Annotated in this window: 25 protein-coding genes and 2 pseudogenes; 8 read left to right on the forward strand and 19 right to left on the reverse strand. The window is 71.3% G+C overall.

Annotated features, from left to right (window positions below; genetic code table 11):
* Window positions 1–162 precede the first annotated feature (162 nt).
* A complete protein-coding gene (locus OG904_RS29640; protein WP_267803936.1) occupies window positions 163–402 on the reverse strand; it encodes a chaplin in 240 nt (79 codons plus the stop codon).
* Window positions 403–816: 414 nt separating this feature from the next.
* Between OG904_RS29640 and OG904_RS29645 the strand changes: the two genes are divergently transcribed.
* Both OG904_RS29645 and OG904_RS29650 read left to right on the forward strand, forming a co-directional pair.
* Entirely contained in the window at window positions 817–2,190 is a 1,374-nt protein-coding gene (locus tag OG904_RS29645; protein WP_328297310.1) for a molybdopterin-dependent oxidoreductase, read from the forward strand.
* Window positions 2,187–2,720, forward strand: a complete 534-nt coding sequence (locus tag OG904_RS29650) for a hypothetical protein (protein ID WP_328297309.1) — start codon at window positions 2,187–2,189, stop codon at window positions 2,718–2,720. The genes OG904_RS29645 and OG904_RS29650 overlap by 4 nt, the downstream gene beginning before the upstream one ends.
* Here OG904_RS29650 and OG904_RS29655 read toward each other — a convergent pair.
* Window positions 2,690–3,373: a methyltransferase domain-containing protein gene (locus tag OG904_RS29655; protein ID WP_328297308.1), complete on the reverse strand. Its 684-nt coding sequence runs from the start codon at window positions 3,371–3,373 to the stop codon at window positions 2,690–2,692. The genes OG904_RS29650 and OG904_RS29655 overlap by 31 nt on opposite strands.
* Window positions 3,374–3,801: 428 nt before the next feature.
* Here OG904_RS29655 and OG904_RS29660 point away from each other — a divergent pair, with 428 nt between their 5' ends.
* The gene (locus tag OG904_RS29660) at window positions 3,802–5,643 is read left to right on the forward strand and encodes a glycoside hydrolase family 15 protein (RefSeq protein WP_405496179.1); all 1,842 of its coding nucleotides are present in this window, start codon (window positions 3,802–3,804) and stop codon (window positions 5,641–5,643) included.
* A gap of 29 nt (window positions 5,644–5,672) precedes the next feature.
* On the opposite strand, the gene OG904_RS29665 is transcribed toward OG904_RS29660, so the two are convergent.
* The 12 genes and pseudogenes from OG904_RS29665 to OG904_RS29720 form a co-directional block, all read right to left on the reverse strand.
* Complete coding sequence (locus tag OG904_RS29665; protein ID WP_328297305.1) at window positions 5,673–6,179, reverse strand: DUF4383 domain-containing protein; 507 nt, start codon at window positions 6,177–6,179, stop codon at window positions 5,673–5,675.
* A 59-nt stretch (window positions 6,180–6,238) separates the two neighbouring features.
* Window positions 6,239–6,595, reverse strand: a complete 357-nt coding sequence (locus OG904_RS29670) for a DUF6479 family protein (RefSeq protein ID WP_328297304.1) — start codon at window positions 6,593–6,595, stop codon at window positions 6,239–6,241.
* A gap of 45 nt (window positions 6,596–6,640) precedes the next feature.
* Complete coding sequence (locus OG904_RS29675; RefSeq protein ID WP_405496181.1) at window positions 6,641–8,077, reverse strand: glycosyltransferase family 87 protein; 1,437 nt, start codon at window positions 8,075–8,077, stop codon at window positions 6,641–6,643.
* Window positions 8,078–8,214: 137 nt separating this feature from the next.
* Window positions 8,215–8,874: a methyltransferase domain-containing protein gene (locus OG904_RS29680; protein ID WP_328297302.1), complete on the reverse strand. Its 660-nt coding sequence runs from the start codon at window positions 8,872–8,874 to the stop codon at window positions 8,215–8,217.
* Entirely contained in the window at window positions 8,871–9,494 is a 624-nt protein-coding gene (locus tag OG904_RS29685; protein ID WP_328297301.1) for a DUF2064 domain-containing protein, read from the reverse strand. The genes OG904_RS29680 and OG904_RS29685 overlap by 4 nt, the downstream gene beginning before the upstream one ends.
* Window positions 9,491–10,207 carry a glycosyltransferase family 2 protein gene (locus OG904_RS29690; protein ID WP_328297300.1) on the reverse strand — a complete coding sequence of 239 codons (717 nt, stop codon included), beginning with the start codon at window positions 10,205–10,207 and terminating at the stop codon, window positions 9,491–9,493. Before OG904_RS29690 ends, OG904_RS29685 begins: the two co-directional genes overlap by 4 nt.
* A gap of 292 nt (window positions 10,208–10,499) precedes the next feature.
* A pseudogene (locus tag OG904_RS29695) lies at window positions 10,500–10,796 on the reverse strand (NAD-dependent epimerase/dehydratase family protein); the annotation flags it as partial.
* 542 nt (window positions 10,797–11,338) lie between these two features.
* A complete protein-coding gene (locus OG904_RS29700; protein WP_328297299.1) occupies window positions 11,339–12,211 on the reverse strand; it encodes a DUF4394 domain-containing protein in 873 nt (290 codons plus the stop codon).
* Between the two features lie 133 nt (window positions 12,212–12,344).
* The gene (locus tag OG904_RS29705; RefSeq protein WP_405496184.1) at window positions 12,345–12,785 is read right to left on the reverse strand and encodes a DoxX family protein; all 441 of its coding nucleotides are present in this window, start codon (window positions 12,783–12,785) and stop codon (window positions 12,345–12,347) included.
* A 16-nt stretch (window positions 12,786–12,801) separates the two neighbouring features.
* Window positions 12,802–13,197: a cupredoxin domain-containing protein gene (locus tag OG904_RS29710; protein ID WP_328297297.1), complete on the reverse strand. Its 396-nt coding sequence runs from the start codon at window positions 13,195–13,197 to the stop codon at window positions 12,802–12,804.
* 131 nt (window positions 13,198–13,328) lie between these two features.
* Complete coding sequence (locus OG904_RS29715) at window positions 13,329–14,123, reverse strand: ferritin-like domain-containing protein (protein ID WP_405496187.1); 795 nt, start codon at window positions 14,121–14,123, stop codon at window positions 13,329–13,331.
* Window positions 14,120–14,833: a ferritin-like domain-containing protein gene (locus tag OG904_RS29720; protein ID WP_328297295.1), complete on the reverse strand. Its 714-nt coding sequence runs from the start codon at window positions 14,831–14,833 to the stop codon at window positions 14,120–14,122. The genes OG904_RS29715 and OG904_RS29720 overlap by 4 nt, the downstream gene beginning before the upstream one ends.
* A gap of 243 nt (window positions 14,834–15,076) precedes the next feature.
* On the opposite strand from OG904_RS29720, the gene OG904_RS29725 reads away from it, so the two are divergent.
* The 5 genes and pseudogenes from OG904_RS29725 (at window position 15,077) to OG904_RS29745 (ending at window position 18,738) form a co-directional block, all read left to right on the forward strand.
* A complete protein-coding gene (locus OG904_RS29725; protein ID WP_405496189.1) occupies window positions 15,077–16,084 on the forward strand; it encodes a hypothetical protein in 1,008 nt (335 codons plus the stop codon).
* Window positions 16,085–16,136: 52 nt separating this feature from the next.
* The gene (locus OG904_RS29730; protein WP_405496191.1) at window positions 16,137–16,490 is read left to right on the forward strand and encodes a GNAT family N-acetyltransferase; all 354 of its coding nucleotides are present in this window, start codon (window positions 16,137–16,139) and stop codon (window positions 16,488–16,490) included.
* Window positions 16,491–16,681: 191 nt separating this feature from the next.
* Window positions 16,682–16,882, forward strand: a pseudogene (locus OG904_RS29735) (alanine--tRNA ligase-related protein); the annotation flags it as partial.
* A 286-nt stretch (window positions 16,883–17,168) separates the two neighbouring features.
* On the forward strand, window positions 17,169–18,065 hold the full coding sequence (locus OG904_RS29740) for a DUF5655 domain-containing protein (RefSeq protein WP_405496193.1): 897 nt from the start codon (window positions 17,169–17,171) through the stop codon (window positions 18,063–18,065).
* A gap of 460 nt (window positions 18,066–18,525) precedes the next feature.
* A complete protein-coding gene (locus OG904_RS29745) occupies window positions 18,526–18,738 on the forward strand; it encodes a cold-shock protein (RefSeq protein WP_328297292.1) in 213 nt (70 codons plus the stop codon).
* A gap of 133 nt (window positions 18,739–18,871) precedes the next feature.
* Here OG904_RS29745 and OG904_RS29750 read toward each other — a convergent pair whose 3' ends face one another.
* The 5 genes from OG904_RS29750 to OG904_RS29770 form a co-directional block, all read right to left on the reverse strand.
* Window positions 18,872–20,260: a DUF317 domain-containing protein gene (locus OG904_RS29750; RefSeq protein ID WP_405496196.1), complete on the reverse strand. Its 1,389-nt coding sequence runs from the start codon at window positions 20,258–20,260 to the stop codon at window positions 18,872–18,874.
* Window positions 20,261–20,316: 56 nt separating this feature from the next.
* Window positions 20,317–21,444 (reverse strand): DnaB-like helicase N-terminal domain-containing protein, encoded by a 1,128-nt coding sequence (locus tag OG904_RS29755; protein WP_405496198.1) that lies wholly within the window; start codon window positions 21,442–21,444, stop codon window positions 20,317–20,319.
* Window positions 21,444–22,679, reverse strand: coding sequence for a DNA cytosine methyltransferase (locus tag OG904_RS29760; protein ID WP_405496200.1), 1,236 nt, complete (start codon window positions 22,677–22,679; stop codon window positions 21,444–21,446). The genes OG904_RS29755 and OG904_RS29760 overlap by 1 nt, the downstream gene beginning before the upstream one ends.
* On the reverse strand, window positions 22,676–22,834 hold the full coding sequence (locus OG904_RS29765) for a hypothetical protein (protein ID WP_405496202.1): 159 nt from the start codon (window positions 22,832–22,834) through the stop codon (window positions 22,676–22,678). Before OG904_RS29765 ends, OG904_RS29760 begins: the two co-directional genes overlap by 4 nt.
* Before the next feature lie 95 nt (window positions 22,835–22,929).
* Entirely contained in the window at window positions 22,930–23,229 is a 300-nt protein-coding gene (locus OG904_RS29770; RefSeq protein ID WP_405496204.1) for a hypothetical protein, read from the reverse strand.
* Window positions 23,230–23,444 lie beyond the last annotated feature (215 nt).

Raw genomic sequence — 23,444 nt, forward strand, 5'->3', positions numbered from 1 at the left:
GTGCGGCTGCTATTGATCTAAAGATCGAGTGATTCGTGCTCCGGTGACGTGTCGCGATCCTGGTTAATTGCGGCCCCTCGTTCCGGGTTTCGACCGGGTGAATGGAACGGCTGCTTCGCCCCAGCCATGACCCAGGCCGGGGCGAAGGGCACCTCAGCTCCTTCAGCTGTTGATGCAGGTGTTGCCGAAGGCGGGGTTGAGCAGGCCGATCACACTGACGCTGTTGCCGCATGCGTTGATCGGGATGTGGATCGGAACCTGGATCAGGTTTCCCGACAGGACACCCGGAGAGCCGATGGCCGCGCCGGAGGCTCCGGCATCGGCGGATGCGGCGGACGCGCCACCGACAACGGCGATGCCTACTGCGAGCGCGAGGCCGACACTCTTAAGAACACGGGACATGGGTGGCTCTCCTTGCTGGTCCAGTGACGCGTACGCGCCGATGAGCCCGAGATCGGGCCTGTGCCCCCTCTTCGTTGAGGTACGACAGGGCGGCTTGGCCTCCATCGGCCGGTTCCCTCGAAAGGGGGAACCGTCCCCGCATCTGGCCGAACGCTTCCCCCAGATGCCATACCGCGCTACCCGGCGCAGGTGAGGTCCGGCGGCAGCTCGCCCTGGTCAGGGCGAGCGAAACCGTCTACTCCACCGGCTCGGCGTCGGCCGCGGCGATGTCCCGGCTGCCGCGGCGTGCCTCCGACGGGTGGGACGGACCGTAAGGATCCGATCTGCGTGTCACGAGTCCGGTGAAGGCGTGCGCGCGGGATGTTCTCCCAGACGCTCATGCCCGATGAGCCGGATACCTGTGGAGATGTACGGATGGATGCAAGCGCCGGCAGTGACCAGCCGGAGGGTGGGCCTGAGAGGCCGTCTGCCTCCTCGAAGCTCCCGCGCACACCGGTCGCCGAGCGGGTGCGTGATGCGGTCGGCCGGGCACGGGCGGCGGGTCCGCCGCCGGGCCCGGCACGACCGGGGTTCTGGCGCAGTCCGCTGCGGGGTCCGTGGCTGACCGGGGTGTTCGGACTGATCCTGCTGGTCGGGGTGATCGTGCTCTTCGTGACGGGGCTGCTGTCGTACGCGGCCTACAACCCGGACCTCGCCCCGCGCAACGACCAGACGCCCGACAAGGGCTGGCTCGGGTTCTACCTGTTCACCTGGCCCACCTCGCCGTACTGGCTGTACCGGTTGACGCAGGGCGTGCACACCGTCCTCGGCGTGGTCCTCGTTCCCGTCCTCCTGGCCAAGCTGTGGTCGGTGATCCCCAAACTCTTCGAGTGGCCGCCCCTGCGCTCCGCAGCCCACGCGCTCGAACGGCTCTCGCTCCTGCTCCTCGTCGGCGGGGCGGGCTTCACCTTTGCCACCGGGATCCTGAACATCCAGCTGGACTACGTCTTCCCTGGCTCCTTCTACGTCCTGCACTTCTACGGTGCCTGGGTGTTCATCGCCGCGTTCGTCGTCCACGTCGCGTTCCGGCTGCCGCGCGCCGTCCGCGCCGTCCGCGCCGGCCGGGGCTTCCAGCCCGCGCCGGACTCGGTGGAGGCTGCCGGGCTTGTCTCCCCCCGCCCGGCACCGGCGACGATCTCGCGGCGGGGCGCGGTCGCGATGGTGGGCGCCGGCTCGCTGGCCCTGCTGGTGGTGACGGCCGGCCAGAGCATCGGCGGCTGGTGGCGCAAGACCGCTCTGCTGGCCCCCCACGGCCGCGATCCGGGTACCGGCCCGAACGGGTTCCAGATCAACAAGACCGCCGCGTCCAGCGGGATCCGGCCCAGCGACATCGGTCCCGCCTGGCGGCTGACGGTCCGTGGCGGGGGCCGCCAGGAGGTGCTGACCCGGGACATGCTGCTGGCGATGGAGCAGCGCGAAGCGGCGCTGCCGATCGCCTGCGTAGAAGGCTGGTCCACCCCCGACCAGCAGTGGTCCGGCGTACGGCTCACCGACCTCGCCGCCCTCGTCGGACTCGGCACCGACACCCCGCAGGTGCTGGTCGAGTCCGTGCAGCGCGGCGGGTCGTTCTCTTCCGTGGTCCTCGCCCCGAACCAGGCCCGCGATGACCGATCGCTCCTCGCCGTGCGCGTGAACGGGGCCGACTTGTCCCCGGACCACGGCTACCCGGCCCGCGTGATCATCCCGGCAGCCCCGGGCGTCCACAACACCAAGTGGGTCACCCGCCTCACCTTCGGAGAGCCCGCATGAACCACCCCGCCAAGGGGGCTGCCGCGGCCTTCCGCCACCGTTACGGCGCCTCCCCGCTCCACCTCCTGCTCACCCTGGCCTGCTTCGCCCTCGCCCTCTACGCCGGCATCCGCCTGCTCAAGGGCGACACCATGGGCGTGGCGATCTGGTTCGTCGGCGCGGCCCTCCTCCACGACCTGGTCCTTCTCCCGGCGTACTCGCTCACGGACCGCGCCGCCCAGCTCCTCTACCGGGGCCGGACCGCCGCGCCCGGGAGCGTGCCGCGTCCCAGCGTGAACCACCTGCGCGTCCCGGCGTTCATCTCAGGCGTCCTGTTCCTCGTCTGGTGGCCGCTGATCCTTCAGAAGGGCGGCCACTACACCGCCTCCACCGCCCTGTCCGCGGACGGATTCCTCGCCCGCTGGCTCCTCATCACCGCCGGCCTGTTCATCGCCTCGGCGATCGTCTGGCTGGCACTCACCTGGAGGCACCTGCAGACCACGCACAGGGAGGCCAGGGCTCAGGAGCGGGCCCGCAGGGCCACGAAGTGACGCTCGCCGGACACCGATGCGTCGGTCCACTGCTCGACTGGCGTCCAGCCCGACTTCCTGGCGTGCAGGACCAGGGCCCGGGAGCCGACCGTGGCCCAGGCAAAGAAGGGGCCCTTCGCCGTCTGGCCGGCGTGGATCCGTACCCGGCGCCGCTCGTCGACGTCGCAGGGAGCGGTCTCCGCGATCAGCAGCCCCCGGAACCGGACCAGGCCCCGGACGCGCTCCAGCAGGTGGCCCGGATCCCCGCCGATGCCGATGTTCCCGTCGGCCAGGAGCGCCGTGTCCCAGTGGCCCTCGTCGGGGATCGGCTCGAATACAGACCGGCTGACCGCCCTGCCGCCCCGGCAGACCGTGGAGATGACGGCGGTCGGGCACACGTCGATGCCCAGGACGCGGTGCCCTCGTCGGGATGCTTCCACGACGAGGCGCCCGGCCCCGCACCCGATGTCCAGGACCCGGCCCGCGCAGCGGTCCACGACGCCCCGGTCCGCGGCGTCGGCCTTCGCACACCAGCGGTGGACGTCCAGGGGCAGGCACCAGCCCTCGGCATCCCGCAGCGTGAGGCCGCCCTCCGCCGCGCAGAGCGCATCGGCGTACGGGCCCCGCTGCCAGGGCTCAAGGCCGCTGGTCCGCATCGAAGCGGCGGTGTTCACCCGTCCTCCTGCCCTTCGTGGACTGTCCGCCGGAGGTACCCGGACGGACAATTTGGTTCCTGCGCGGCGGGCGACGTGGTCTGCGGTGCGGTCCCGGTCGACGTTAGGTCGGCTTGCCGAAGGCCGCCTGCCGGGAGCATCGGATGGGCGACCGGGCGCGGGATCGCAGGCGAACGGGTGACGGCAGGTGCGTCCCCGGTGCGGTATCGCTTCGAACCCGTGCACGGGGTGTCTCCCGGCGGGGCTCTGGTCACCCCGGGATGGGTGGCTGCGGCTCACCACGGCCACTGCCTGCTCCGGGGCTTGCCGTCACGTCGCCGGCCTCGGAGCGGGGAGTGCCGTTTCGTGCAAGGACACCGCCCGACCTGCGGATCGCGTGCGTCGGAATCGGCCCCGGTCCCGGGGGCCGTCGGAACGGGAGCGGCAACGTGAGCGAGCGCCCCATCGGCGACTACGCGATGCTCTCGGACTGCCGGTCGGCTGCGCTGGTGAGTTCGGGCGGGTCGGTGGACTGGCTGTGCTTCCCGCGCTTCGACGGCCCGGCGGTCTTCGCCCGGCTCCTCGACCAGGACGCGGGTCACTGGTCGATCCGCCCGGCCGGTACTCCGGGGCAGGTGAGCCGTCGCTACCTGCCCGACACCCTGGTCATGGAGACCACCTTCCGCACCCCCACCGGCACCGCGGTGCTCGTTGACGCGCTGGCCCTCGGCCGCCGCGAACGCGGGCACGCCATGGGGACCTCCTCGCCGGGAACGCTGCTGCGCCAGGTCACCTGTACGAGCGGCGCGGTCGACATCACCGTGGAGTTCGCCCCGCGCCCGGAGTTCGGGCTGATCCAGCCCGTCATGAGGCCCGTCCGCGGGGGCCTGCTGGCCCGCGGAGGCGCCCAGGTCCTGATGCTCGCCACCGACCTCGCCTTCAGCCTGGACGGATCGACGGCCCACGCCGGAGTCACCCTGAAGGCCGGGGACCGCCTCGGTTTCGCGCTCAGCGCCGAGCCGGCCTGGGGATCCGCTCCCAAGCCGTGGTCCCCGCGCCGCATCCGCCGCCGGCTGGCCGACACCGAAACGGGCTGGCGGTCCTGGTCCACACTCCACGCCGCCTACACGGGCCCCTGGCAAGAACACGTCCGCCACAGCGGGCGGGTGCTGCGCGCCCTGACCTACACGCCGACCGGGGCGATCGTCGCAGCGGCGACGACGTCGCTCCCGGAGAGCATCGGCGGAACCCGCAACTGGGACTACCGCTACACCTGGGTCCGCGACGCCAGCCTCACCCTCCAGGCCCTGGCCACCGGCGCCTGCAAGCAGGAGAAGGCCGACTTCTTCGCCTTCCTCGCGCAGGCCGCCGCCACCCAGCTGGAGCGCGGTGTCGACCTCCAGGTCATGTACGGCATCGGCGGCGAGCGCGACCTGAGCGAACGCACGCTGTCGCACCTGTCGGGCTGGCGGGGCAGCAGCCCGGTGCGCGTCGGCAACGACGCCTGGCGCCAACGGCAGCTCGACGTCTACGGGGAACTCCTCGACGCCGCTCACCAGACGCTGCCCCACGGCGAACTCCTCGACCCGCCGGTCCGTACCTTCCTGCGCCAGTGTGCCGAGGCCGCCGCCAGACGCTGGGCGGATCCCGACCAGGGCATCTGGGAGGGCCGCGGCCCCGCCCGCCACTTCCTGCACTCCAAACTCATGTGCTGGGTCGCCCTGGACCGCGCCATCGACCTCGCCCCCGCCCTCGACGCCCACGACCGCGTCTCCCACTGGCAGCACATCCGCCAACAGATCCGCGACACCATGGAGGACCAGGGCTACAACGCTCAGGTGGGTGCGTTCACGCAGGCGTTCGGCAGCCGCCGCCTCGACGCCTCCGCGCTGATGCTGCCCCTCACCGGCTTCCTCCCGGGAAACGACCCCCGCGTGCGCTCCACCGTCGAGGCGATCGCCGGGAAGCTGACGGACTCACGGGGCCTGGTGCGCCGCTATCTGGAGGACGACATCGACCACGACGAGGGCACCTTCCTGTTGTGCACGTTCTGGCTCGCCCAGGCCCTCGCCCTGACCGGCCAGAGCGCCCGCGCCCGGCAGGCCTTCGAGAACGCCCTCGCCCACGCCAACGATGTGGGTCTCCTCCCCGAGGAAGTCGACACCGCCAGCGGCGAGGCCCTCGGAAATTTCCCGCAGGCCTTCAGCCACATCGGCCTCATCAACGCCGCCCTCACCATCCGCAACTCCGAAACCGAAAACGTACGGGAGGACGCGACGAACTCCGAGTGAGGGTGAACCCGACCGGATGCAGGGACAGGTCAGCTCCGAGGGTGACGGGATCGCCAGTACGGGTTGTCGTGGGGCAGAGATCCGCTGACGCGGCCGTACATGCCGAAGGTCATCAGCAGCAGGCCGGTGACGAAGCTGAAGAGCACGTTCTGGAGGTGGAACGCGAACACGTTCAAGCGGGTGTCCAGCACGGCGAGGCTGGCGAAACCGGCCGCGAGGAAGGCTACGCCCACGATGATGTTGACGGTGGATGCGGTGTTCCCGCCGATGACCGCACCGGCGAGCAGCAGGCCGCCCACGAGGACGGAGGCCACGCTCAGAGCCCCGTTGCTGCCCAGGCCCATCACCATGCTTCCGCTGGTGCTGAAGAACCCGATCCGGTCGATCAGCCCGAGGACGCCGAACACGACGAGGAAGGCGCCCATCAGTCCGGCGCCACCGCGGTAGACGCGGCCCAGCCGGTGGTCGAGGGGGAGGTGGTCGTCGAGTACGACGCCGCGCCCGCGCCTGGTCTGGTCCTGCGTGACTGTGGCCATTGGGGTCGGTCCTCCTTCGTACTCCCCGAGTCTCAAGATCTCTGCCCATCGGCAGGGGGTCAGGCGCCGCGGTGATGGACGGCGGATTCACCCTCGGGGAGGGGCTGTTCGGGATGGGGGCGGGTGGTGGAGCCGCCGTTGCCGTAGCCGCCCATCTGGTGCGGGCTGAGGCCTCCGGCGGGGAAGCCCCTCGCCTCGCGGTCTTCGGGCTGCTCGCGCACTTCGTGGACGGCCCCGCCGGCCGGGAGGTGTGGCTGGCTGTCGGGTGTGGGGGGAGGGGGTTCGTGTGCCCGGACCTTCGCGCCGAGGACGAACGCGGCGATCAGGACGGCGACGATGAGAACTCCGACGATCCCGAACCACCCGATGTTCGTCAGGGTCATGTCCACTGCCAGGTTGTGCACGCTGGTGTCCATGCCATCCATGGTGGTGGACCAAGTATCAAAAAAGCCGAAAAGGGATCATACGGAAGTCTTACGGCGTGCAGATTGCCGCTGGGAGGCTTTGGCGCCGGTCCCGGCGCCTCGGTGCCGGCACCAGGCCGTGACCGCGACGAGGGCCGCGGCGGCCCCGTACGCGATGGAGGCGAGCGCTGCCCCGTAGCCGAAGGTCGGTCCGAGGATGTAGACGGCTGCACCGGCCAGGGGGATGCCGAGCCATTCCCAGCGTCCGTCCAGGGCGGCGAGCGCGATCAGGAGCAGGGCGTACCAGGAGTAGCCGGGGGTGAGGAGGACGAAGGCCCAGCCGGTGACCAGCAGGGCGCCGCTCCAGGGGCGCCGTGGGTCCCCGCGCCACATCACGTACAGGGATACCGCCGCGACGGCGGCGAGCAGGACGGGGAAGGCCCAGTCGTCGGGCAGTACGAGGCGCAGGAGCGCGTACCGGGAGCCGGCCGAGGGGTCGTCGTAGCCCTCTTCCTCTACGTAGCCGCCGAGGTAGCCGAAGACCGATTGGTGCGAGATCAGGACGTACGGCAGGTAGGCGAGTGCGGTGAACGCCGCTGCGGGCAGGAGCACGGCGGCGGCGTCGCGGATGCGGCGGACGCCGGAGAGGACGCCGGGCAGGACGACGGCGGGCATGAGTTTGGTGGCGATGGCGGCGCCGATGAGCAGGCCACCGGCTGCTCGCCGGGTCTGGGCGCGGGAGGCGACGAGGCCGAGTCCGGCGATGGCGAGGAGCACGCCGAGGGCGTCGATGTGGGCGTTGTTGACGGCCTCCAGGGGGACGGCCGGGCACCAGGCCCAGTACGCGGCCTTGCGGAGGTCTGCGCCGCGTCGGCGCAGGATGAGCAGGAGCGTGCCGGTCACGCCGAGGGAGATCAGGCCGGCGCCGATCTGCAGCGGCTTGTGCCGGGCTCCGGAGGGCGAGAGCGCGTCGATGGCGAGGAAATAGAACTCCGCGACGGGCGGGTAGATGGTGTGGACGGCCGGCCGGTTGATGCGGGTGCAGCGGGGCGCCGTGCCGGTGTGGGGGATGCCCGCCAGGTCCGGGCCGGAGCAGGTGGAGCCCTCGGGGAAGAGCCACGGGTCGCGCAGCCGGACGAGCGCGGGATCCTGCGGGATGTGGTCGTACGGGGAGATGCCAGCGGACTGTACCCGGCCGTCCCAGGCGTAGCGGTAGGAGTCGGTGCTGGTGCGCGGCGGCCCGAGGAGCCCGGTCACCGTGACGGCCACGGCCCCCGCCAGGAGCAGCGGCACGACGGATCCGGCTGGGACGCGGCGCAGCGTGACCAGGGCCGTGGCGAATAGTGCCCAGCAGGCCGCGTACCACCAGAACAGCCCGACGGGATCACTGAAGAACCCCCCGTACCGGACGGTGAGGACGAGGGCGGCGGTGAGGGCGGCCAGGACGGCGCTGGTGATCACGGTTCGGGTGGTGCGGGTGGTAGGCGGGTTCACCCGCCGAAGGCTCCCAGGAAGCCGCCCTCCACGGGCTGTTGGCGCCCCGGACGTCCGTGTTTCGTAAGGTGTTCCGGCGCCCTGTGAGAGCCCGTCCACGCGGGCGGGCGCCCCGGTGCGCCCGCCTGCATGGCCCGTCAGTGCCGGAGGTGGACGAAGCGCCGGCCTTCCTCCTGCCAGGCGCCGTACGGAGTCCAGCCCGCGTCCGCGGCCTCTGTGATCAGGGCCCGGGTTCCGAGCCGGGCCCACCAGAAGGACGCTCCGCGACCGCCGTTGCCGTTGTCGACGTACACCTCGACGCGCTCGTCCACGTCGGCGTCGGCCACCTCCACCAGCAGGGATCCGCCGGGGGCGGTGAGTTCGGCGGTACGGCGCAACAATGCTCCGGGGTCGCCGCCGATGCCGATGTTGCCGTCGATCAGGAGGACCGTGCCCCAACGGCCCTCCTGGGGCAGCGGGTCGAACACCGAGCGGCACAGGGCGTCGCCCCCTGCCCGCAGGGTCCGGTCGACCGCTTCCGGGGTGAGGTCCACACCGAGGGCCGTGTTCCCGAGCCGGGCGAGTGCAGCGACCAGCCGGCCGGGGCCGCAGCCGATGTCGAGGACCGGACCGGCGCAGCGGGCCAGCACGGTGCCGTCGGCCGCGTCGGCTTCGGCGCACCACCGCTCGACCTCCAGCGGCAGCAGCCAGCCGTCCCGGCGGCGGAGGTACAGCGGGCCCCGTCCGGTGCGCAGGGCGTCCGCGTACGGGTCTGCCTGCCAGGTGCGGGTGGCGCGCTCGGTGAGCTGCGCGGTCATCGGGAGGTCACCGCGCACAGTCCGGTGTACAGGGCGGCGAAGCGGGTCCCCGGCGCGGCGGCGGCGACCTGCTGCGCGTCGGCGGGGGTGTCCACGTCGCACAGTTCGGGCAGGTCCTGCACGGCCAGACCGGCGTCGGTCAGCCGGCGCCGCTGCACCTTCCCCGTCTCCGGTACGGACATGGGCACACCCAGCAGCAGGGCCGGGTCGGGTTCGGCGAGGCCCAGGGCCCAGAACCCGCCGTCCTCGGCAGGGCCGTACCACGCGTCCGCCTCGGTGAAGTCGAGCCCGAGGGCGAGCAGGCTGGGGGTGACCTGCGGGGTGTCCATGCCGATGAGCAGGGCCGGGCCCCCGGCGAGGGCGAAGGCGGCGGCCAGTCGGGCGTCCAGGCCGCCCGAGCTCTGCGGGACGACCTCGATGCCGGCCGGGATCCAGGCACCGGGCTGTCCGTCGAGGACCAGGACGCGTCGCCCGGCCGGAGTGGCGAGGACCGCGTCGAGGGTGTCGCGGAGCGAGGCCCTGGCCAGGTCGGCGGCCTGTTGCGGGGTGAACGCCGTGGTCAGCCGCGTTTTGACGCGGCCCGCGACGGGCGCCTTGGCGATGACGAGGAGGGTGTTCACGCGGCGACCTCCTCGGCCGGTGCGGTACGGACGATCGGGGGCTCGGCCAGGACCCGGCGCATGTCCCGCACGGCGTGCCAGGTGCGCCGCCAGGTGCCGGTGACCTTGGACTTGCCGGAGCGGGGCAGGTAGGGGACGTCCGTCTCGGCCACCCGCCAGCCGGCGTCCGAGGCCCGTACGACCATCTGCAAGGGGTAGCCGCTGCGCCGGTCGGTCAGGTCCAGGCCGAGCAGCGCCTCGCGCCGGGCGACCCGCATCGGACCGAGGTCGTGCAGCCGAAGTCCGGTGCGGCCGCGCAGCATCCGGGCCAGGGCGACGTTGCCCGCGCGGGCGTGGGCCGGCCAGGCACCCCGACCCTGCGGTCGTCGGCGGCCGAGCAGCAGGTCCGCCTCGCCGGCCGCGACGCGCGCGGCCATCGGCGCGAGCAGTCCGGGGTCCATGGAGGCGTCGCAGTCGCAGAAGCAGACCAGTTCGGCGCGGGCCGCCAACAGCCCGGCGTGGCAGGCGGCCCCGAAGCCGCGCCGGGCCTCGTGCACGACGGTGGCGCCGAGCTCGCGCGCGATGTCCGCTGAACCGTCGGTGGAGCCGTTGTCGACGACGATGGCGCGCCACCCGGCCGGCACCCGTGCCAGTACCCAGGGGAGGGCCTCGGCCTCGTCGAGGCAGGGCAGTACGAGGTCCGCGAGAGGCGGACGGCAAACAGAATCAGTCACCCTCCACACCGTAGGAACCGGAAGGCAAAGAATCGGGCCGCAAGAGCTTACGAAACGCGGACGACGTGCCCGATGCAGGCGGTCGGGGCCGGACGGCCGACGGCCGTCCGGGTCATCGTCGAAGACCTTGACGGGCGCGCGGACGTCCACGGTGTCCCCGGTGGATGCTGCTGCGAACTCACGCTGCCGGTCCCCGCCCGAGCGGCCCGGCATGCTGTCTCAGCGGACCGAGCCCGCCGAGGTGCACTGGCCGGCGCGCGCGAACTCGGTCATTCCCTCCCTGAAGCCCACCCCGCCGCTGCGCTCCGTCTTCAAGGACTTGGGGAGCCTCGCCCCGGGCCAGGGAGGAGCGAAGAAGGAGCCCACGCCGGCGTACGGAGTGTCGCGCGGCATGCCCGGCCCGTACGCGTTGTGGAAGCGGAGCGAGTCCGCCCGCCCCTCCGTGCATCGTGCCCACTAGGCGGCGAGGTGCTCGCGGCTCGGTTTCGTGGTCGGCGTACACGTTCCGGGGCTCGAAGCGGCCCGACGCCAGGTCTTCGGTCCGCAGTGGCCCGGGACGGACCGCGCCGTGCAGGGCGCACGTGTAACGGAGTTTCACCCGAGCCGGTGAGGCCGGCCTGTACTGGGTCGTCGGTCAGGGGTGGCCGGTCGTAGCCGCCGCCGGGAGGACGTGATCACGGCGCTCATCCGGTGATACACCGGCCAGGTATCCGGCGAGCTGGGTCAGGTGAAGGCGGTGCCCATCTCGGGTTTCCCGCTCCAGTACTTCCCGCAGGGCCCGTTCTGCCCGCGTGACCGTCGATTGGGGCACCCGTACGCGCTGTCCGGGCCTCTCAGTGAAGGCGAGGAGTGTCCTGGCAGCCGCCTGAGCTTCACCGCAGGCGCTGCGCCTCAGCGCGAGGAAGACCTGAGCGAGCCGGTCGGCGGCCATTTTCACCACGGGATCAGTCATGAACGTACAACGAGCGTACTGTGCGGACGAAACGCCTATATCGTAAGAAAAGGAACCTTGGTTGATGGCTTCGACGACCTTGTCAACTTCAAGGGCTCCTGGGTGTTCCGGGCAGCCGGTCGCCTTTCGGGTCGTGGTGGGACGCGCCGCTGAACGGCCCGCCACGACCCGGATGTCCGTCAGCTCTGGTTCAGGGGCAGGGCGATGTCGGTGACCTGGCGGTCCCTGGGGAAGGCGCCCATGTCGTGGGCGGCGCCGGTGAGCAGGTTGATCCCGTAGAGGCGGAAGGTGTTGCCGGTGTTGAGGGCGGCGAAGCCCTGGTTGGTGCCCTGCTTGGGGGCGAAGTAGATGTCGAAGCCCGCGTCGGGGCCAGCATTGACGCCGAGGTTGCCGGTCGGGGCGAGCGTGCCGGCGTTGGCGGGCGACTGGAGGGAGATCCGGTCGGCCGTGGTGTCGATGTCGAACAGCGAGGTGGCGGTGGCCGCGTTGAGGTCGTTGTTCGTGTACGCGGCTCCGGTGACGCCCATGGCGGTCGAGGGAGGCGTCGTCGGGTTGGTGAGGGGGCCGTCGACGGTGGTGGTCAGCGGGGCGGCGTTGTCGTCGATGTTGTGGCGCAGGTTCTGGCCGGTGTCGCTGATGACGCGCAGCCGGTTGGCGGCGGGGTTGAAGTCCACGCCGAACCGGGCCCCGGAGAGGGCGACAGTGAGCTGGGAGACCTTCATGGCCTTGGCGTTGCCGGTGTCGAGGGTGTAGATGCCGCCCTTGTCGCCGACGCCGTAGAGCTTCTCGTTCTGGACGCGGAAGTCGATGCCGACGATCTTGGCGTCGCCCATGAGACCGGACACCTTGCCGATCGACATGGTCTTCGACGGCCGGTCGACCATGAACTCCACCAGCCGCTGGTCGGAGGTCAGCCCGACCGCGGTGAGGGCCCCGCGGTCCATGCGGTCCATGCCGTTCCGGCCCCCGCCGTCGGCCGAGGCCAGAACCGGTGCTGACAGGGCCGCGGCCACAGCGACCGAGAGGGCGATGGTGCTCTTGCGCGTACGCATGGATGCTCCTGATCTGGAAGGTGATCCCGTGCCGGACGGGTGCGGGATCCGGACGTGGTTCGCAGCTGCCTGGTGTGCGGACGGGCCGAACGCGTCAAGACCACCCGGACGGCGTCACGGCTCGCCGGACGGGCTATGGGGCGACCGGCTCGGGCGTTGCCGTCCTCGTCCACCGCATGGCGGACGCGAGACGTCGGCAGGCCCTGGGGAGGGAGAGCGCTGCAGGCGAGAGGACGGCGAGGGCGAGGAAGGTCCAGCAGTTCAGGGCGGCGCTCTCGCCGTCGTTCTGCAGGGGGAGGAGGCCGTGCGGCTGGTGTTCGGTGAAGTAGGCATAGGCCATGGCGCCGGAGCACAGCAGCGAGGCGGGGCGAGTGAGCAGGCCGGTGGCGACGAGAGTTCCGCCGCCGAGCTCGATCAGGCCAGCCCACCAGTACGGCCACATGCCCACTGGCGCCGGGCGGCCGTCGAAGAGCCCGAAGAGCTTGGCGGCGCCGTGGCAGGCGAGGAGGAACCCGGTCACGATCCGGAACAGCCCCAGGAGGTGCTCGCCGGTGGCGCGGGGGAGGTGGAGCATGGCTGTTTCCCGGGGGTCAGCGGACGGTGAGGGTGCCGGACATGAACTGGTGGATGTCGCAGATGTAGGAGTACGTGCCGCGGGTCCGGGGGGCGGTGAAGGTGGTGCTGCGGCCGGCCTTGATCCTTCCGGTGCGGAAGGTGGCGTGGTCGGTTCCGGTGACGGTGTGCGGGGCGTTGTCCCTGTTGACGACGGTGACGACCGTGCCGGGAGCCACCGTGAGGGACGCAGGGCTGAAGCTGAAGTCCTGGATCACGATGCGGGCGGTCGGTGCGGCCCGTACGGGCGCCGACTGGGCGCTGGCGGGGGCCAGGAACGTGCTGGCGAGGGCGAGCGCGGCGCATGCGGCCCGGGCGGCGGCCGAGCGCAGCGCGACGGGGAGCGAGACCTGGGCGGAGCTGTGCTTGGGCATGACGAATCGGCCCTTCGGGGCAGAAGCGGACACTGGGTCAGGACCGACCGGGTACGGGTCGCTGTACGCGTTCGGCCCGGGTGAAGGGGCGCCGCGGCACGCGGAGGCGGCGGCGCCCGGCGAGCGCGGGTTCAGACGGTCAGCAGCGTGGGCTTGGCGGCCCGGTCCGTCTGGAGGAAGGCGTCGGGGACGGGGTACTCGCCGAGGACGAAGTGGAGGATCGCGGCGTGCATGGCCTCGACAGGGGCGATGCTGGCCGCGGTCCTGATGCCCGCCGGGCTGCTGACGTGGCCTGCGGCGAACAGATAGGTCTGTGCGGCCTGTTCCTCCAGAGCCAGTGCGAGACGGGCGACGGCGCCGACGTTCTCGGCGCGGCCGAGGGCCTTGAGGGTGGCGGGCTGGTTCGACAGCGGCACCCCCGTGATCGCGGGACGCCCAGCCCCCGTCAGTACCGCGTTCCACGCCTTGGCGTGCGCGGCGTGCTGGTCCATCGCGGTCTTCGCGAAGGTGCCGACCGCGGGCGGCACCTTGCCGAGCCTGCCCGCGCCCGCCGCCTTCAGCGCGGCGCCATAGGCGCCCACGGCCTGGTTCTCCAGCGCTGCCGCGAGTGCCACCACCTTCAGGTCGCCCTGGTAGGGGCTCGGCGCGGCAGCCGCAGAAGCCCCCGGGGCCATCGCGTAAGCCTTCGCGCCGACCCCGCCCGCCAGCGCCAGTGCCGCAGCCGCGGCCGCGATGCCCGCACCCGCGAGGAACCGGCGCCGGTCCGCGTCCGCCGCCCTGATCTCCCCGACGAGCTCCGCCGCACCGGTGTGCATGGCCGCCAGCGTGCCGAGGTGTGCTTCCTTCATGTCCTTGGTGAGCAGGTCCAGTTCACGCTCTCCGATGCCGAGCTCCCAGTCGCGCCGGCCCTTCTTCGCGGTGCTCACTTGACGGCTCCTTCGGAGATCGGGGAAGCGTTCTTCACGGGGTAGAAACCCTCGGGGAAACCGACCGAACCGGCCGCGGCCGGCAGCGCCGCGACCCTCGTCGGCAGGGCGATCAACTCCGGCCTTCCGGTACCCAGCAGGGCCCGTACCGCCAGCAGCACCGCCCGGTGCTGCGCCTCGACGGGCGCGATCGAGGCGAACAGTGACCGCAGCCGTGCGTCGCGCACGTCCCCGGTGTACTTCGTATAGGTCTGTGCGGCGACGTCCTCCAGAGTGATCGCCAGCGCCACCACATCGGCCGGCCCCTTGATCCCGGGCAGGGCCTTCTTCACGATCGCCGCGTACTTCGCGTTCGGCGCCGTCTGCGCCTTCCCGCCCGCCTTGGTCGCCGCCGCGTTGAACGCCCGCGCGTGCGCACCGTGCTGGCTGATCGTGGTGGCGATGAACGCCGCCACCGTCTTGTTGCCGTTCTTGATGAACGGCAGGCCGGCCGCCTGCTGATACACGCCGACGGCGAGGTTCTCCAAGGAGGCCGCGGTCTGCAGCGCCATGACGTCCTCCCGCGAAACCCGGCCCCCGACCTCGCTCAACGCCGATCCGGTCATGCGCATCGCGGTGCTGTTCACATCCTGCGACTGCTCGGTCAGCCGGCCCAGCAACCTGGAATCGATACGGCTCGCGCCCATCACGCCCCATCTCTCGTCACACATCGGCACATATCCGCGCAGGCGTCGACCGCGAGCGCATCCACGGCAGGTTCGTGACGGAGCGGGGCCTGGACGGCCCAATTCACCTGATCGGGGAGGAAGGTCAGATCGTGCGACGAATGCGGCCATCCGTGCGGCCGCGAGCCGTAAGGATTGCGGTGCGTGTCACGCGTGGGGCGGGAGCCTTCGATGCGCGATGTTTTCCTGAAAACAGGCCCGCCTGTTCCGCAGGAAAAGTACGGAGGTGTGCCGAGTGGACGCGAGCGACGGCCCGGGGGACCGCCCGGACGGCGCCGCGCGGCCGCCATCGACCCCGACGACACCCGCACCGCCCGCGCGGGTCCCGGTTGCCGCGCGGGTACGCGGGGCGGTCGACCGGGCAAGGGCGGCTGGGCAGCCACCGGGGCCGCCAAGCTGTGGTCGGTGATCCCCAAACTCTTCGAGTGGCCGCCCCTGCGCTCGGCCGCGCACGCGCTCGAACGGCTTTCGCTCCTGCTCCTCGTCGGCGGGGCGGGCTTCACCTTCGCCACCGGGATCCTGAACATCCAGCTGGACTACGTTTTCCCGGGCTCCTTCTACACCCTGCACTTCTACGGCGCCTGGGTGTTCGTCGCCGCTTTCATCGTCCACGTCGCCTTCCGGCTTCCTCGAGCCGCCCGGACGGTGCGGGCCGGCCGGGGCTGGCAACCCGCACCGGACTCTCCGGAAGCGGCCGGCCTGCCCTACCCGGGCGGGCCGGCGATCGACCGGGCGGCGCGCGGGGGCAACGGCTGCGCGGTGGCGTTCCCGCGGCCGCTGACCCGGCCGGGCGACGCCCCGTACGCGTTCTCCTTCTCCGGGCTGAAGACCGCGGCCGCCCGCTGGGCCGAGCAGCACCGCATCCGGGGTGAGGAGATCCCGCTCGCCGACGGCGCTGCCTCGCTCCAGGAGGCCGTCGCGGACGTGTTGATGCGCAAGGCGCTGGCCGCGTGCAAGGAGTACGGGGTGCGGACGCTCGTCGTAGTGGGAGGTGTGGCCGCGAACTCACGGGTGCGGGCACTGGCCGACGAGCGGTGCGCGGCCGCGGGGGTGGAGCTTCGGGTGCCGCCGCTGACGCTGTGCACGGACCACGGGGCGATGATCGCCGCCGTCGGCGACCTGCTGGTACGGGCCGGCTCGGCTCCCGCGCAGCTGGACATGTCGATCGACCCGTCGGCGCCGCTGGAGTACGCGGCCCTGCATCCGGTCGCCCGTACAGCAGCGAGAGCCGCGTGAACGCAAGGTGTCGGGGGCGGACCTGCTCGGGCTGCGGGAGGCAGTGGGCCGGGTGTACGGCGAGGTCTTCGCCGGGCCGCCATGGCACCAGGGCAGCGACGGCGCGGACGAGTTCCTGGCGCGATTGGCCGGTGGCGTGCTCCGGCCGGGCTTCGTGGCAGCCGTGGCCCTAGAGGCGGGTGTGGTGGTCGGGTTTGCGACGGCTTGGACGACGCCCGCGCGGCTCCCGTCAGGCCGCTGCTACCCGCAGGCCGGCGCCGTCCTCGGCCCGGAGCGGACTGCGGCCTGGCTGTGCGGCGGCCGTGAGGTCGATGAGCTCGCCGTTACGGCGCCGGCGCGGGGCCGCGGGGTCGGGTCCGCGCTACTGGTGGCGGTGGCGGCCGATGTGGCCGACGGCCGGTGCTGACTCCTGACCCCCGTCCGCGCCGCGCACGCCCTCGCCTTCTACCGCCGCCTCGGCTGGACCCAGGCCACCCACCCCGCTCCCGAGGGGACCGGCCACGACGTCCTCCTCGGCCCCAGGCATCCGACCCGCCCAGCCGTCGCCCTTCCCAGCTGACCGACAAACGAACGACTGACCGACCGGAGCCTTGAGCCTTGCGTACCGCCGACATCCGCAGCAGATTCCTCGACTACTTCGCCGAGCGCGGCCACACGGTCGTCCCCAGCGCGTCCCTGCCCACCCCGGACCCGACGCTGCTGTTCGTCAACGCTGGGATGGTGCCGTTCAAGCCCTACTTCACCGGCGAGGCGGCCCCGCTGTGGGAGCGGGCCAGCAGCGTGCAGAAGTGGGTGAGGAGGGTGCTCGGTGCTGGGCGTGAGTAAGGCCGACGAGCATCGCGACCGCAGTGGAGAAGGTACTTAGAAGGCGCCTGCTCTATCCGCTGAGCTACGGGGGCTGACCTGCGAAAACGCAGCTTCCGAACACGAGCCGTGTGGTGCTGTGCCACACATGTGCCACAAGGGTACGTGTGGGGCGATCGGCTCCGGCTTTCAGCCTCTCACAGGATCTTTACATCCCGGAGGGTCGAGGCGGAAACAATTCGGTCTCCACCGCTGTTGTGGCCCCTGGATACAGCGATGCATGGGGGTGCTGAGACTGAGGCTGTTCGATGTGAACGGTGGGGGCGCGGTGGAGATCACCGCGAGGCCGGCGGAGCTTGAGCGCTATCTGCAGGACGTGGTCGAGGGGAACATGGAGCTCCTGCTCGGCGTCCGGTTCCTGGTGAGCGAGTACAGCACGGGGCCGGTGCACGGGGGCAGGATCGACTCGCTCGGTATCGACGAGAACGGCTCGCCTGTCGTCGTGGAGTACAAGCGCGGGCGGGACGCCGGCGTCATCACGCAGGGCCTCTTCTACCTCTCGTGGCTCGTCGACCACAAAGCGGAGTTCCAGCACCTGGTCCGCGACCGGCTCGGGGAAGGGGCCGCGGACCAGGTCCTGTGGAGCGCGCCCAGGCTGATCTGCGTCGCGGAGGACTTCACGCGCTACGACGTCCACGCCGTACGCGAGATCCGGCGCAGCATCGACCTGGTCCGCTACAGCTACTTCGGCAACGACCTCCTGGCCCTTGAGCCGGTCGCCTCCGTCGTCGCCGACGGAGCGGTCCGAAACGACCGCCGGCAGCGCAGGACAGCCCAAGGGGATAGGCCGGCGGAGAACGCCGGCGTCTCGGACCTGCGGGCCGCACTGGAGGAGCTCCTCCTGGGACTCGGTGACGACGTGAGCCGCATCGACCGCAAGCAGTACCGGGCGTACCGGACGCTGCGGAACTTCGCCTGCGTCAGCCACGGCCACCAGCAGGAAGTCGTCATGACCCTCCGCCTGTCACCGAAGGAGGTCGACCTCATCCCCGGCTTCACCCGGGACGTCAGCGAGATCGGCCACCACGGAACGGGCGACCTCGAAGTCCGGCTGCGCACGGAGCGTGATCTCGGCCGAGCGGAGCCACTGCTGCGGCAGGCCTACGAGGCTGCGTGACCGCACGGTCGGCGGAGGCGTCAAGTTGTGGTTCAAGCAGCGGCGTCGGCCTTTCGTCGTACGAACAGGGGTGGCGGTGTCCTTCCATCATGCGGCGAATTCGGGAATTCGGAATTCGTGAAACCGCTGATATATAGGAGGCCTCCGTTGCCCCTGGCCGTCCGATGCTCCACCCGGATCTCGACGGGGTACGGCCATCTGAGAGCCGCAGCGCCGTGGCCGGGAAGACGCGATAGCCGCGGCTCAACGGCCGCGCTGCATGCGCAGTGAGACCCCGCCGAGGGGGGGATTCGGCGGGGTCTCACTCAGACAGTAGCTCTTCGGCGTGTGCATCCGGGCGTGACGGTGGCGGCCTGCGTGTTGGCTGTCCGAGCCTCGGGAAACCGACTGCGACCAACCCGTCAACGACTTACCCATCCGAGTGAGTTTCATGATCGTCGGCATGGGCACGTATGGGCCCATGCAGCGAGGACGAGTGAAGTGGTTCAACACCACCAAGGGGTTCGGTTTCATCAAGCCGGAGGGCAGCGACCAAGACATTTTCGTCCACATTTCCGCCGTCTCGGCGGCAGGTCTCAGCACCCTTGATGACGACCAGGAGGTTCTCTTCGAAATCGAGGAGAACCAGAAGAACGGCAAGGCGTCCGCCATCAACCTGGAGGTCGTGGACTAACCGAGCGTCTCGGCCTGCACGGTTGGCGGAGTTGCTGTCGCTGATGGTGGCGCAGGGCTCGGATGCTTACTCGGCTCCGGTTGCGCCCGCCATGGTTCGTGAGGGCGGGCGCCCTTCCATGGCGGGCGCCCCTTCAGCGCCTGGAAGCCGGGCGGTGCGATGTGGCCGGGGGCGGGACCGCAACCGGCGGATGGATGAGGCTAGGGGCTGCGCCGGTGGCGCGGAGTGGGGGCGGTCCGTTGCTGTAGCCGTGAGCGAGTTCGAAGGTGACGTCCTGGATGAGGGACGTGGGGGCGTGTGTGGAGAGGTGGATGGCCCATGTGGGGTTGTCGGCCGTGTTGCCGCCCCAGATGGTCCAAGCCGGCAGCGGGTTGCCCTGCTTGACGTGGGTGTCGAAGCGGAGGCCTGCCCCGTCGGCCGTGGGTGCGGTCCAGTCGATCAGCCGGGCTCCGCATTTCAGAGGCCAGCCCGTGTCTTCTAGGGGGCGGGATGCTTGGGCGAGGTTCTCCTCCTTGACGGGGGTGGCAGGTCCCAGGCCCCAGGAGTCCTCGGTGCTGAGGCCGTCGAGGAGGACGCGGATGATCTCGACCGGGGTGGATAGGGTGGCGGTAGCGTGCCAGAGGCGTTCACCGACGGGCGATTCGTAGGCGGCGATCGTCCAGAGGCTGTCGCCTTGGGCTGCGCCGTGAAGGAACTCGACGCGCAGAGTGAGGGATTCGTGGCTCGCGATGGTGGTCTCGTCGTGCGGGCGCCATTTCTCCCATTCCCCGTGGGTCGCGAGGAACTCGTTGAGAAGGGCTTCGTGGTCACCAGGGCCGTTGGCATACACGGGCACCAGCCGTGGCACCTCCTCAGCCGCAGGGGTCGCCGGCGCTGCCCCAGGTGCGGTGGACGGCGGCGCCGTGCCCAGGGCGTCGTTGGCGGCCTGCTCGATGTCGGTGAGAGGGGCTGGTCCGGGGCGGACCGCAACGGTGTGGCGGCGATGGAAGTCGGCCACGGCCTCGGCCTCGGAGGCGTAGTCCGAATCCTCCTCCGTGCGCAGATGGTCTTTTCCGTGGAGGTGGACGCTCTTGCCTCCGGTGTAGGTGCCCCCTGCGAGGGTGGTCCAGTGGTCCCGGGCGTGGAGGTGGACGACGAGACGGCCGGAGGCGATGTCGTCGTGGATCCGCTGGGCTTCACCCGTGGCCTCGCGGATCTCCTCCCGGGTCAGCCACTGCCAGTGCGTTGGGGCGTTGCCGTAGGTCCACTCGGTGTCGGTCTCCTCCTGGAGGGCGGCGGTGATCTCCACGATGGCACCGCTCTCACGGAGGGCGAAGGCGGCCTTCTCGGCATGGTGGGGTTCGTCGTGGTCAATTCGGGCCAGGACCATGCTGTCGTCGCGGGTCGGGCGGAATCCGTACTCGGAGAGCACGGCGCGGGCGAGGTAGCGGTCGGGGCTGCTGATCGTGGCGATCACGGCGCTGCTGTGGTCAGGGTGGAGGGACAAACGGACGTTGTAGGTGTCGGGTGGGGCGTGCGGCATGAGACTCGCTTCTCGGGTCCGGCCGCCGGGTGGCCGGCCGGACCCGGCTGGGTGGGCTATCGGGCGGATCGTGATGAGGTGCCTGCGGAACTGGTCCGCTGAGGGCAGGGGCCGGCCCGGGAGGCTGGGGCAGGCGGCGCCGGCGGGCGTCCCGCTGGCATCCGGCCGGTGGCCCGCTGCCAGCGGGCCCGGACTGCGGAGAGGTGGGCGAGCGCCCGGCGGCTGCCCGTGATCACCTGGTGCGGGGAATTGTTCAGGTCCTGGGTGAAGGCCTGGACATGCAGCCCCGTGAGGTGGGCGTGGTGCAGGAGGGAGCGCCGGAGGATCTGCTCGCCCCAGTGCTCCGGGGTCCCTGCCGGGGTGGCCAGCAGCTCCAGGGCTTCCTGTGAGCCGAACGCGGATGTCAGCAAACCGTGTTGCTGGGCCTCCCAGAGCACGGTCACCTTGTCGACCGGCTCTCCCCGGCTGGCTAGAGAGGTCAGGCACCGGTACAGGCCGCCGTACAGCTCGGTGGTGAAGTCCTCCGGGCGCAGCCACCGCATCGACGCCAGAGCCTCCGGATACGCGGTGGCCGTCGACAGCAGCAGCTGCTCCTCGCTGGCGGCCTCGGGCTCCACCTGGAGGCCAGGTGGTGCCGGGGGCGGGGTACGCGGCAGGGAGCCCGGGTGGGAGGGGAAGGAGCCGGCCAGCTGATCAAGCAGCGTGGTGAGTGCGTCTGCCCGGCTCAGTACCACGGTGGCCGGGTCCGGCAGGCCCCAGTCGGTGGCCGCCTGAACGAGGAGGCCGGCGTGCAGAAGGACGGTCCGCCGGGCGTGGTCGGAGCGCACCATCCGCGCGTACGAGGGGGCGTGAGCCGGGTTGGGGCAGGCCCCGGCCAGAGCGTGGAGGTAGCTGGGGGTCAGCCCGCGCGCGTGAGGGCGGGCGTGCGCAAGGACGGCTGTGATCCACACCGGTTCCTTGGCGTGGAGGTCCGCAGAGGGCGCGGGGAGTGCGGCTATCGCCGCGAAGATCGCCCGGTGGATGGCGGACGCGAAGTGATCCGGGCCGAGCGGGCCGAGGGTCTTGATCCGGTGCGGGTCGAGGAGAAGGCCGCCGAGAAGGGCCTGCTCGGCGAAGTAGACAGGCGGGTTCGGCGGGATGTCCGCCAGGCCGAACTCCGGCTCGGAGGTGTGCGAGTTGGGCATCAGGCGGCCAGGATGAAGTCGGAGCGGGACAGGGTTTTGCCGAGGTGCGGCGCAAGAAGATGGCCGGCCAGCAGGGGCGGGACAGCGTTCCCGATCTGGCTGAACTGCGCACCCTTCGTACCCGCCCACGGATAGCCCGCGGGGAAGGTCTGCAGCGCCCCTGCCTCAGCGGCGGTGATCCGGATGGGCTCGGGTGCAGCAGCCTCCGCGCCCGACGCCGTCCCTGCGGGCTCGGCGACCCACACGCACTCGTTCGCCCGGTGCCCGAAGAACAAGGTCCCGGCCGGCTCGTCGATGCCGCGGATGGTTGCGTTGGCCTGGTTGGAGCTCCGCAGCAACCAGGCCCAGGGGTGCCGACCGCAGGTGCAGGCCGATGCGTCGGAGCGGGACGGACGCCTTCGGGTCCGCCTGGTCGCGGAAGGCGAAGCGAGGGGCTTCCAGGTGCCGCGGTCACGGGCGTCGGTCAGGGTCTTGCGGGCTCCGGACGGGAAAGGCTCCGGTCCTCCGCCTGGTCCGCCGCCTGCGCAGACCGTCGGGACGGGGCGATCAGTGGCACCCCAGCCGAGCGCCTCCGCCATGGACACCCACCGCTCGCGGCCCGGGCCGAAGAACGACTCGGCCTCGGCACTCTGGGCGTGCGTCGGTGCCGGCGGTTCGGCCACGCGGGCCCGGGAGGCGATCAGGATCGCCCGCCTCCTCGTCTGCGGCACCCCGTAGTCCGCCGCGTTGAGGATCCCGGTCCAGACGGAGAAGCCCCAGCCCCGCAGGATCGCGGCGTACTGCTTCCACAACGGCAGGACGTCAGGGACCTCCTCCATGAGGATCCACTCCGGTTCGCCCACCGAGTGCAGTGCGCGGAGGTAGCGCATCGGCTCCGCAGCCAGCAAGCTCCGGGGGTCCTTGCACGCGGTCAGCAGCTGCGCCCGGGTGTCGCGGCCTGCGGCGAGGTCGGCGACAGCCTGGTGGACCAGTGGCTGGTCAACTAGGCCGAGGCGCTTGCCGGCCATGGACCAGGCCTGGCAGGGCGGCGAGGCGATCAGCCCTCGGACGCGGCCGGTGAACGGCCACACCGGGTACATCGCCACGTCCGTGCGGATGGTCAACTGCCCCGCTGCGGCCCTGGTCTTGCAGGCCCACTCGTCCCACTCGAGGCCGACATCGCGGACGCCGAGAACTCCCAGCGCGTGGCTCCAGCCGCCGGGGCCGGCGAAGAGGTCCACGACGAGGTCCTTCACGCGGTCAGCCCGAAGTCGTCTTGGGCGGCGTCCTCTGCGCCGCGGCAGGCCCAGGGCGAGTAGCCGTTGACCACGCCGTTTTCAAGCTCGTCGAGTTCGGCGGCGGCCCGCTCCGAGCGGGTGACGTGGTCGATCGGGGCAACGCCGAGCGGCACGCGGGAGCGGTGTACTCCGGTGCCCAGGGAAAGTACTCGGTATCGGGGGTTTTCCAAGAGAGGGGGATCCAGGGTGGTGCGGGCGCCGCAGGCGATCACGGCGCAAGATGGATGGAGAGCACGGGGGAGGCAGTCCGGGTCAGCGGATGTGGGGGCGGCTGCTGGCCGGCGGGGGGAGGGAGCCGCGGAACGGGCGGGGGTCCGAGGCGGTCGAGGGTGCGGCGGCCCGCCGGGGTGGTGTGGAGGCGCTGGCCTACGAACAGGCTGGTCCGGGTGTCGCGCCTGACCAGGCCCAGCTCCACGAGCTGGTCGATGGCCTCGGGCGTGATGCTTCCCGGGAGCAGACCGATCCCGCTCCCGGGAGTGCCGCACTGCTGCGGGATCGCGACGGCCACCGACCGGCCACGGATTCGGGACCGGACTCTTCGGCGGCACGATGCTCGCGCGGAACCTGTGAGAGCGTCACCGCAGCCTCGTGGATGGTGCGCAGCGCATGCTGCTGGGCCGGGAGTAAGGCCACGGCCGGCGCGCCCGAGGCGGTCCGCCCCGCAGCGGCGGCTTCAGCGTCGGCCGGCCTGCCCTCGGCCTTGACGTGCGTGGCCGCTCTCAG

The sequence above is a fragment of the Streptomyces sp. NBC_00096 genome (assembly GCF_045041305.1).
Classification (GTDB): Bacteria; Actinomycetota; Actinomycetes; order Streptomycetales; family Streptomycetaceae; genus Streptomyces.

Bases quoted from the DNA above. Each gene is read 5' to 3' on its own strand.
- OG904_RS29745 (WP_328297292.1), top strand. From the start codon at position 18,526: ATGCAGCGAGGACGAGTGAAGTGGTTCAACACCACCAAGGGGTTCGGT.
- OG904_RS29670 (WP_328297304.1), bottom strand. From the start codon at position 6,595: ATGGACACCAGCGTGCACAACCTGGCAGTGGACATGACCCTGACGAAC.
- OG904_RS29705 (WP_405496184.1), bottom strand. From the start codon at position 12,785: ATGCTCCACCTCCCCCGCGCCACCGGCGAGCACCTCCTGGGGCTGTTC.
- OG904_RS29650 (WP_328297309.1), top strand. From the start codon at position 2,187: ATGAACCACCCCGCCAAGGGGGCTGCCGCGGCCTTCCGCCACCGTTAC.
- OG904_RS29680 (WP_328297302.1), bottom strand. From the start codon at position 8,874: ATGACCGCGCAGCTCACCGAGCGCGCCACCCGCACCTGGCAGGCAGAC.
- OG904_RS29750 (WP_405496196.1), bottom strand. From the start codon at position 20,260: ATGCCGCACGCCCCACCCGACACCTACAACGTCCGTTTGTCCCTCCAC.
- OG904_RS29665 (WP_328297305.1), bottom strand. From the start codon at position 6,179: ATGGCCACAGTCACGCAGGACCAGACCAGGCGCGGGCGCGGCGTCGTA.
- OG904_RS29740 (WP_405496193.1), top strand. From the start codon at position 17,169: ATGGGGGTGCTGAGACTGAGGCTGTTCGATGTGAACGGTGGGGGCGCG.
- OG904_RS29700 (WP_328297299.1), bottom strand. From the start codon at position 12,211: ATGCGTACGCGCAAGAGCACCATCGCCCTCTCGGTCGCTGTGGCCGCG.
- OG904_RS29755 (WP_405496198.1), bottom strand. From the start codon at position 21,444: ATGCCCAACTCGCACACCTCCGAGCCGGAGTTCGGCCTGGCGGACATC.
- OG904_RS29640 (WP_267803936.1), bottom strand. From the start codon at position 402: ATGTCCCGTGTTCTTAAGAGTGTCGGCCTCGCGCTCGCAGTAGGCATC.
- OG904_RS29710 (WP_328297297.1), bottom strand. From the start codon at position 13,197: ATGCCCAAGCACAGCTCCGCCCAGGTCTCGCTCCCCGTCGCGCTGCGC.
- OG904_RS29720 (WP_328297295.1), bottom strand. From the start codon at position 14,833: ATGTGTGACGAGAGATGGGGCGTGATGGGCGCGAGCCGTATCGATTCC.
- OG904_RS29645 (WP_328297310.1), top strand. From the start codon at position 817: ATGGATGCAAGCGCCGGCAGTGACCAGCCGGAGGGTGGGCCTGAGAGG.